We start from the raw sequence: 9181 nt of genomic DNA, 5'->3' as shown, positions 1-9181 counted from the left end.
CCCCCCCCCCCCCCCCCGGGGGGGGGGGCCGGGGCGCCCCCCCACGCCACCCACCGTGATGATCCGGACCTGCTTCTCGGCCACGGACCGCGTCGCCGCCTCGGCGTCGACACCCAGCAGGTCCCAGTACGCCAGCGAGGCGCTGTCCGACCCACCGCCAGGGCCCGCACGGTGGTAGCCGATGAGGCCGGCCTCGGCCAACTGGCCGAGCACCCGCCCCGCCGCGACGACCGGCACCGCCGCTTCCGCTTCCCGCAGAAGCGCGGGAAGCGTGCGGGTCCCGTCGAGCAGCGGGGCGAGTGCCTCGATCTGGTCGCCGTGCAGCACCTTGACCCCATGCGGGGAGAGCACGTACACGGCGTCGCCCGCCACGACCTCGACGCGCAGATGGCGCTTGAAGCCCACCCGGACGGTGGGCGCCAGGTCCGCCGCCATCAGCGCTGCAAGGGCGGGTAGGGAAGCGGTACGCCGCAGTCGCAGAAGCCGCCGCAGCCCGACGCGATCGCGCCCTCGACGCTCGTCAGATCCTCGATCACCAGGCTCCGCGCCTCGGCTCCGGCCTCGTGGCTGTCGACGGAGAAGACCGGCTCCGCCGCCGAGAGCCCGAACTCGGCGAGCACCGAGACCGGATCGCTGGTGTAGCGATCCGCCAGCGACGGCTCCAGGCCGGTGCGGGCGGCGAGCAGGGCGAAGCGCTGTTCTTCGGTGAGTTCGAGCTCGAGTTCGTCGGTGACGGCGCGCGAGGGCGCGGTGATTGTGGTCGTGATCGTGGTGGTACGCATGCGATGATCCCCCATCTCAGACGGTCGTACGATTCACAGAGCCCGGTGTAGGGCTGACGTTCGACGTCTCGCAGGTTTGGATTCTGAGCGCGTCCCCCCGCGCCGCACAGTGTCTCCGTCACCACCAGGGCATGACATTTTCATAGGGCGCTTGGTGACCCGCTCACTGGGGCTCAACGCATTCCGGTGCGAGGCTCATTCGACGCTCAGGTAAGTCAGCCCCGAGGAGGGGTCGACCGACAACTGCGCGAACGAGGGAGCGCACAATGGAGATCAAGATACTGGGACCTCTCGCGGCTCGCGAGAACGGAATTTCCGTGCTGCCCACCGCGGCCAAGCCGCGGCAGATTCTTGCCTTGCTCGCTCTGCAGGCCGATCACGTCGTCACGGTCCCGACGCTGATGGACGAGATCTGGGGCGAGAAGATCCCGCGCAGTGCCGCGACCACCCTGCAGACCTACATCCTCCAGCTGCGCCGCAAGATCGCGGCGGCGCTGGACGGCGATCCCGGGCGGGAGGCCAAGGACGTGCTGGTCACCCAGCACGGTGGCTATCTGCTGCAGGTTCAGCCGGGCCAGGTGGACGTCCAGGAGTTCGAACAGCTCGCCGCGTCGGGCCGGCACGCGCACGAGGTCGGCGACCACGGTGTCGCGTCCGAGCTGCTCGGCAAGGCGCTGGGCATGTGGGACGGCAGGGCACTCGTCGATGTGAACGTGGGCTCGGTGCTCGAACTGGAAGTGCTGCGGCTCGAAGAGGACCGGATGGCCTCGCTGGAGCTGCGGATCGACTCCGACCTCAAACTCGGACGGCACTCCGAACTGGTGCCCGAGCTGCGGGTCCTGTCGGCCAAGCACCCCATGCACGAGAACTTCTGCGCCCAGCTGATGACCGCACTACACCGGTCCGGCAGTGCCTGGCGGGCCCTGGAGGCCTACCAGCGGCTGCGCGGCAGCCTCGTCGACGAGCTGGGTCTCGAACCGTCGCCACGCCTGCAGCGGCTGCATCAGGCCGTGCTCTCCGCGGACCCCGGACTCGACCTCAAGGCTTCCGCCTGACCGACGACAGTCCCTGGGTCCGGGTCGACCTGCCGTAGTCCCCGGGCCTGGGTCGACTTATGCGCCGGCGCCAGCGTTAGTGGCTGCCCGGACCTGGGGCGTAGGCTCCGGCACCCGCCCGGACCTGGGGCGACGGTCCGTGCTCAAGCGCCCTTCGAGGGGGCGTTCCTACGTTCGGCCGATGACTCTCCTCGACGACCTCTCGGCCCTGCCCAGCGCCTTTCATCTGCGGCGATCCACCGACGAACTGCGGCGCCTCAAAGACGAAGTGAGCCGCGGGCCCGATCCCGCCGCCACCCGTCGCCAGCACGAGAAGAACAAGCTCACCGCCCACGAGCGCTTGGAACTCCTCTTCGATCCGGGGACGTTCACCGAGATCGAGCCGCTGCGCAGGCACCGCGCCACCGGCTTCGGACTTGAGGACAAGAAGCCGCACGGCGACGGCGTGGTGATCGGCTGGGGCCTGGTGCACGGCCGCACCGTCTTCGCGTACGCCCATGACTTCCGGGTCTTCGCCGGAGCCCTCGGCGAGGCGCACGCCGCCAAGGTGCACAAGGTGATGGACCTCGCCGAGTCCGCCGGCGCTCCGCTGGTCAGCCTCAACGACGGTGCGGGCGCCCGTATCCAGGAGGGCGTCACCGCGCTGGCGGGCTACGGCGGCATCTTCCGCCGTAACGTCGCGGCCTCCGGGGTCATCCCGCAGATCAGCGTGATGCTCGGCCCCTGCGCGGGCGGCGCGGCCTACTCGCCGGCCCTCACCGACTTCGTCTTCATGGTCCGCGAGAGCGCCCAGATGTTCATCACCGGACCCGACGTCGTGCAGGCGGTGACCGGCGAGAAGATCACCCACAACGGCCTGGGCGGCGCCGATGTGCACGCCACCACATCGGGCGTGTGCCACTTCGCATACGACGACGAAGCCGAGTGTCTGACCGACGTACGCTTCCTGCTGTCCCTGCTGCCGTCGAACAACAGGGAGACGGCACCCGCCGAAAGCTGCTCCGACCCGGCTGACCGGCGTACGGACGCCCTCATCGACCTCGTACCGGCCGAGCCCGGACAGTCGTACGACATACGCAGCGTCATCGAGGAGATCGCGGACGACGGCGACTACTTCGAGGTCCACGAGGCCTGGGCGCGCAACGTGGTGTGCGCGCTGACCCGGCTCGACGGGCACCCGGTGGGCATCGTCGCCAACCAGCCCGCCGCGCTCGCCGGGGTCCTGGACATCCACGCCAGCGAGAAGGCCGCCCGCTTCGTGTCGACCTGCGACTCCTTCAACATCCCGCTGGTCACCCTGGTCGACGTGCCCGGCTTCCTGCCGGGCGTCGACCAGGAGCACAGCGGCATCATCCGGCACGGCGCCAAGCTGCTGTACGCCTACTGCAACGCGACCGTGCCGCGGATCTCGCTGGTGCTGCGCAAGGCCTACGGCGGGGCGTACATCGTGATGGACTCCCGTTCCATCGGGGCCGACCTGTCCTTCGCCTGGCCGACCAACGAGATCGCCGTGATGGGGGCCGAGGGCGCGGCGGGCGTCATCTTCCGCCGGGAGATCGCCGCCGCCGACGACCCCGAGGCGGTCCGGGCGCAGCGCATCAAGGAGTACAAGTCCGAGCTGATGCACCCCTATTACGCGGCCGAGCGCGGCCTGGTCGACGACGTCATCGACCCGGGCGAGACCCGGTCCGTACTGATCCGTTCGCTGGCCATGCTGCGGGCGAAACAGGCCGAAATCCCTGCACGGAAGCACGGCAATATCCCGACATAGTGGCGCGTATTGGGTGGTCCACGCGGACGCGAGTGGCCATCGAGGGCACAGCCGTTCCATGACGGAACCGGAAACGGCGGCACGCCACAAGCGGGCGGTCGACCGGCCCGGCCGGCCGGGGAGTTCAGGACCCCGAGCCCCCCGGCCGCCGTACCGCACCACCTCAGCACGGCCGTAGCACCACCCGGCAGCGTCACGGACGAAGGGATCGACAGTGGCCCGCACAGTTCCAGCCGGCCGGCGCCCCGAGCGGCAGCCGGCCCCGTCGAAGTCGAAGGTGAGGCAGTGACGATGCGCAGAGTGGCCATCACCGGTCTTGGCGTCGTGGCGCCCGGCGGGGTAGGCGTCAAGGAGTACTGGGACCTGCTCACCGAGGGGCGCTCCGCCACCCGCACCATCAGCTTCTTCGACCCCTCGCCGTTCCGCTCCCAGGTCGCCGCGGAGTGCGACTTCGACCCGAAGGCCGCGGGCCTGAGCCCGCAGGAGATCCGACGCCTCGACCGGGCCGCGCAGTTCGCGGTGGTCTCCACGCGAGAGGCGCTCGCCGACAGCGGCCTGGACACCGCGGCACTCGACCCGACCCGCACCGGCACCTCGCTGGGCAGCGCGGTCGGCTGCACCACCAGCCTGGAGCGCGAATACGTCGTGGTCAGTGACGGCGGTCGCAAGTGGAACGTCGACCACGAGTACGCGGTCCCCGAGCTGTACCGGCACTTCGTGCCGAGCTCGATGGCCGCGGAGGTGGGGATGGCGGCGCGGGCTGAGGGACCCGCCGCCGTCGTCTCCACCGGCTGCACCTCGGGCCTGGACGCACTCGGCCACGCCGTGGAGCTGATCCGCGAGGGCACCGCCGACATCATGATCGCGGGCGCCACGGAGGCACCGATCTCGCCGATCACCTCGGCCTGCTTCGACGCCATCCTGGCCACAACCCCGCGCAACGATACCCCCGAGAGCGCCTGCCGCCCCTTCGACCGGACCCGCAGCGGCCTGGTGCTCGGCGAGGGCGCGGCCGTCCTCGTCCTGGAGGAACTGGAGAGCGCACGGGCCCGCGGCGCGCACATCTACGCCGAGATCGCGGGCTTCGCGGCGCGCTGCAACGCGTACCACATGACCGGACTCAAGCCGGACGGCCGGGAGATGGCCGAAGCCATCGACGTCGCCCTGGCCGAGGCCAGGATCGACCCGACCGCGATCGACTACATCAACGCCCACGGCTCCGGCACCAAGATGAACGACCGCCATGAGACAGGGGCGTTCAAGCGCAGCCTCGGCGACCACGCGTACAACACCCCGATCAGCTCCATCAAGTCGATGATCGGGCACTCGCTGGGGGCGATCGGCTCCCTGGAGATCGCCGCCTGCGCCCTGGCGATGGAGCACTCCGTCCTGCCGCCCACCGCCAACCTGCACGATCCCGACCCGGATCTGGACCTGGACTACATCCCGCTGACCGCCCGCGAGAAGCGCAGCGATGTGGTGCTCAGCGTGGGCAGCGGCTTCGGCGGCTTCCAGAGCGCGATGGTGCTGGCCCGTCCGGAGAGGAGCGTCTGATGAGTACGGTAGTGACCGGGCTCGGTATCACCGCGCCCAACGGCCTGGGCACCGAGGACTTCTGGCGGGCGACCCTGGCGGGCGAGTCGGGCATCGGCCCGGTCACCCGCTTCGACGCCAGCCAGTACCCGTCCCGGATCGCCGGCGAAGTCCCCGGCTACACGGCCGAGGAGCACATCCCCAGCCGACTCCTCCCGCAGACCGACCACATGACCCGGCTCGCGCTCACCGCCGCCGACTGGGCGCTCGCGGACGCCGGGATCGACACCTCCCAACTGCCCGAGTACGGCATGGGGGTGGTCACCTCCGCATCCGGCGGCGCCGTCGAGTTCGGCCAGCGCGAGCTGGAGAACCTGTGGAGCAAGGGCAAGGAGTACGTCAGCGCCTACCAGTCCTTCGCCTGGTTCTACGCGGTCAACACCGGCCAGATCTCCATCCGGCACAAGATGCGCGGCCCCAGCGGCGTACTGCTCAGCGAGCAGGCGGGCGGCATCGACTCGATCGGCCAGGCGCGGCGGCACGTCCGCAAGGGCTTCCCGGTCGTCGTCTCCGGCGGTGTCGACGCGGCCGTCTGCCCCTGGGGCTGGGTGCCGCAGATCGCCTCCGGGCTGATGAGTACCGAGGACGACCCGGCCCGCGCCTTCCTGCCCTTCGCCGCCGATGCGAGCGGCTATGTCCCTGGTGAGGGCGGGGCGATCCTCGTCGTCGAGGACGCCGACTGCGCGCGCGAGCGTGGCGCGGAGCGGATCTACGGCGAGGTCGCGGGGTACGCGGCGACCCTCGACCCGGCGCCGGGCTCCGACCGCCCGCCGGGGCTGCGCAGGGCCGCCGAGAACGCCATCGCGGACGCCGGGCTGACCCCCGCGGAGATCGACGTGGTGTTCGCGGACGCCTCCGGGGTGCCCGCGCTCGACCGGGCCGAAGCCGAGGCCCTGGCCGGTCTCTTCGGGCCGTACGCCGTACCGGTCACCGCGCCCAAGTCGATGACCGGCAGGCTCCTGGCCGGCGGCGCCGCGCTGGACGCGGCCACCGCGCTGCTCGCCCTGCGCGACGGGGTGATCCCGCCCACCGCCCAGGTGTCCGCGGCCGCCCCCGAGTACCAGATCGACCTCGTCACCGGTGCACCGCGCGAGCGGGACCTGCGCAGCGCGCTGGTGCTCGCCCGTGGCCATGGCGGGTTCAACGCGGCCCTGGTCGTACGGCGGCCGGTCCCGTGAATCCCGCGACGCCGACCCCTGAGTACGGGTCAACCCCTGAGCACCGGCCGAGCTTTGCGGACCGGTAGTTACCGAGTAGCCGACCGAGCACTGGAAGGACACCCACCCATGACCACCACGACCACCACCGTCACCCTTGCCGACCTGACCCGGATGCTGCGCGAGAGCGCGGGTGAGGAGGAGGGCGTCGACCTGGACGGCGATGTGATCGACACCCCGTTCATCGACCTCGGCTATGACTCGCTCGCCCTGTTGCAGGTCATCGGCCAGATCCAGCGTGAGTACGGCATAGAGATCCCGGACGACGCGGTTGTCGACGCGGAGACGCCGGGGGCGTTGCTTGAACTCATCAACGCCGGCCGGCAGTCCGCTGCCTGAGCCGGAACCTGCGGCCGCCTCAGTTTGAGCCGGTCCATGGCCGCCTCGGTTTGAGCCGGTCCACGGTCGCCTCGCCACCCTTCCCCCGTCGGCGGGGCGGCCGTTCGCCGTATTTCTCGTTGCTTCTCTTCTCTTGTCTCTCGCTTTACTCATTGCCATCCGCTCGGGGCAGACCAGTAACCAACGGAGGGAAACCATGTCGCTCACGGCGTACAGCGCGGTGATCCGCAGGCTGGTCGTCAGCCCCGGGTCCGGCGCGCAGGACCGGGAACCGGTCAGGGCATCGGCCGCGGCGGTCTCGGCGGTACTGCGGGCCTTCGGCCGCGCGCCCGAGCAGCTGCCCACCCGTACCGTCGTCTACGTCGGCGCCACCGCGCCCGACCCGGCGCTGGCCCCCTCGCACGAGGGGTGCGAGGTCCGTACCGCCTCATCGCCGGGGCGTGCGCTGCGGCTGGCGCACCAGGAACTCCAGGACCGCACCGCCGACTTCGCGCTGGTCGCCGGATTCGGTGAGCCGGAGCCCGACACCATCACGGTGTACGCGATCAAGCGTGCCGCCGAGGCGATCGCGGACAACGACACCGTACTCGGCACCGTCGACCCCAACGCCGTGGCGGACCCGGACGTGACACCGCCGCTGCGCGCCCTGCACTACGGCCGCCGGGACACCAACCCGTCCCACCACCGGCTGCTGCTCTGGTCGGGCCAGAACCCGCAGGACGAGAGGCGCATCCGCGGCGAACTGATGCCGCTCCTCGGCGGACTGCACAGCGAGGCGTTCCCGGCCCTGCCCACCGCCGTGCCGTGCGGCGCCAAGCCGGGTCCGGTCCGCGGGGCCGCGGTGACCGTTGCCCCGCTGTCCTCCGCCGCGGTCCACAAGGCCAGGCCGGTCACCGTACGCAGTGCCCGGCCGGTCGCGCTGCTCTTTCCCGGACAGGGCTCCCAGCACTCCGCGATGGCGGCCGGACTGTACCGGCGCGAGCCGGTGTTCACGGCCGCGGTCGACGCCGCGCTGTCCCACATGGGCGAGGAGGGCTCCCGTATCAGGGACGACTGGCTCAACCCTGCCGCGCCGCTGATCCCCGTCGACGACGTACGCCGCGCCCAGCCCCTGCTGTTCGCGGTGGACTACGCGCTCGGGCGGCTGGTGCTGAGCTGGGGCATCCGGCCCGTGGCGATGCTCGGCCACAGCGCGGGGGAGTTGGTCGCCGCAACGCTGAGCGGGGTGGTGTCGCTGCCTGACGGGGTGGCGATGATGATGGAGCGGGTGCGTCAGGCGGTCCGTATTCCGGCCGGTGGCATGCTGGCCGTGGCCGCCACCGAGGACCAGCTGCGGCCGTATCTGACCGTGGATGTGTCCATCGCGGCGGTCAACGCCAACCAGCAGACCATGCTGGCCGGTTCGGCCGAGCCGCTCGCCGAGGTCGAGCAGCGGTTGCGTGGTGACGGCTTGACCGTCGTGAAGGTCCCGGCCACCAGCCCCTTCCACTCCCCGGCGATGGCCCCCGCGTCCGACGCCGTGGAGACGGCCTACCGCCGGATCCCCCTGCGCGAGCCGACCCTGCCCCTGTACTCCGGGTACACCGGGGAGTTGCTGACGCCGCAGGACGCGATGAGTCCGCGCTTCTGGGCCCGCCAGATCACGGACACGGTCTACTTCAAGCAGGCCCTGGAGTCGCTCCTGGCGGTCGACGACATGCTCCTGATCGAGGCGGGCCCGCGCCAGACCCTGACGGCCTTCGCCCGCCGCCACCGTGCCGTGCGGCTGGCCGCCAGCGCGGCGGTCCCGCTGCTGCCGTCCCGTCCGGGCACGGCGGAGGCGGACCGGCAGTCGGTCCTTGGTGCCGCGTCCCGCCTGTGGACCGAGGGCCACGACCTGGACCTGGTCGCTCTGTCCCGGCTCTGGACCTGGAGCGCCGATGGCACCCCCAACGCCCAGCAGGCGCCCTCGGGCGCGCCCGGCCCTCGCCCCCTGGCGACGGCAACGACCTGACGTACCCGGTGACACCGCCTCGGTGAGACCCCCTCGGTGAGACGCCGAGGGGGTCTCAGGCGGCCGCTCCGGCGGCGAAGACGAGGACGATCACGGTGAAGTACACGGCGTGGACGGCCGTCGCGGTGCGGAAGCCCAGAGCTCTGACGAACCAGGTGGAGCCCGCGCCGATGAGTGCCGCGATGAGCGCCGCTACGCCGTACTCGCCGCTGGAGTCGCCGGATGACTCCGCCCCGGGGTCCCAGCCGACCAGGCCGACGATCCCCACCCACAGCACGAGGAACGCGACCGTGTCGAGAGCCAGCAGGAAGGCGGTCATCCCGGCCTCTGCCCGGGAGGACGGCGGCTGTTGCTGGCTGGCGGGGGCGTGGGGCTTGGTCATGGAGAGTTGTCCTGTGCGGTGTTGTGGGGGCGTGGGGCGGGGGCGGGAG

The 9181-nt window shown here is 71.2% G+C and carries 8 protein-coding genes and 1 pseudogene; 6 read left to right on the top strand and 3 right to left on the bottom strand.

All coding sequences use genetic code 11. The annotated features are described in order from the left end of the window. A pseudogene (locus tag U9R90_RS29280) lies at positions 1-435 on the bottom strand (hypothetical protein); the annotation flags it as partial. Next, the gene (locus U9R90_RS29275; RefSeq protein WP_411059682.1) at positions 435-782 is read right to left on the bottom strand and encodes a hypothetical protein; all 348 of its coding nucleotides are present in this window, start codon (positions 780-782) and stop codon (positions 435-437) included. The gene U9R90_RS29275 and the pseudogene U9R90_RS29280, both read right to left, overlap by 1 nt. A 266-nt stretch (positions 783-1048) precedes the next feature. Between U9R90_RS29275 and U9R90_RS29270 the strand changes: the two genes are divergently transcribed. The 6 genes from U9R90_RS29270 to U9R90_RS29245 all read left to right on the top strand — a co-directional run bounded on the left by U9R90_RS29270 (position 1049) and on the right by U9R90_RS29245 (position 8750). Beyond that, entirely contained in the window at positions 1049-1837 is a 789-nt protein-coding gene (locus U9R90_RS29270; protein WP_411059681.1) for an AfsR/SARP family transcriptional regulator, read from the top strand. 181 nt (positions 1838-2018) lie between these two features. Further along, entirely contained in the window at positions 2019-3608 is a 1590-nt protein-coding gene (locus tag U9R90_RS29265; RefSeq protein WP_411059680.1) for an acyl-CoA carboxylase subunit beta, read from the top strand. Between the two features lie 291 nt (positions 3609-3899). Beyond that, a complete protein-coding gene (locus U9R90_RS29260; RefSeq protein WP_411059838.1) occupies positions 3900-5162 on the top strand; it encodes a beta-ketoacyl-[acyl-carrier-protein] synthase family protein in 1263 nt (420 codons plus the stop codon). Continuing rightward, positions 5162-6379: a ketosynthase chain-length factor gene (locus U9R90_RS29255; protein ID WP_411059679.1), complete on the top strand. Its 1218-nt coding sequence runs from the start codon at positions 5162-5164 to the stop codon at positions 6377-6379. The genes U9R90_RS29260 and U9R90_RS29255 overlap by 1 nt, the downstream gene beginning before the upstream one ends. Before the next feature lie 108 nt (positions 6380-6487). Next, positions 6488-6757 (top strand): acyl carrier protein, encoded by a 270-nt coding sequence (locus tag U9R90_RS29250; protein ID WP_411059678.1) that lies wholly within the window; start codon positions 6488-6490, stop codon positions 6755-6757. Between the two features lie 196 nt (positions 6758-6953). Beyond that, positions 6954-8750 (top strand): acyltransferase domain-containing protein, encoded by a 1797-nt coding sequence (locus U9R90_RS29245; RefSeq protein ID WP_411059677.1) that lies wholly within the window; start codon positions 6954-6956, stop codon positions 8748-8750. Between the two features lie 55 nt (positions 8751-8805). Here U9R90_RS29245 and U9R90_RS29240 read toward each other — a convergent pair whose 3' ends face one another. Next, positions 8806-9132, bottom strand: coding sequence for a hypothetical protein (locus U9R90_RS29240; protein WP_411059676.1), 327 nt, complete (start codon positions 9130-9132; stop codon positions 8806-8808). Positions 9133-9181 lie beyond the last annotated feature (49 nt).

The sequence above is a fragment of the Streptomyces sp. E11-3 genome (genome assembly GCF_046540415.1).
In the GTDB taxonomy this organism is placed as follows: Bacteria; Actinomycetota; Actinomycetes; order Streptomycetales; family Streptomycetaceae; genus Streptomyces.
Note: the sequence above shows the minus strand (reverse complement) of the source record. Positions and strands in the feature narration are given on the sequence as shown.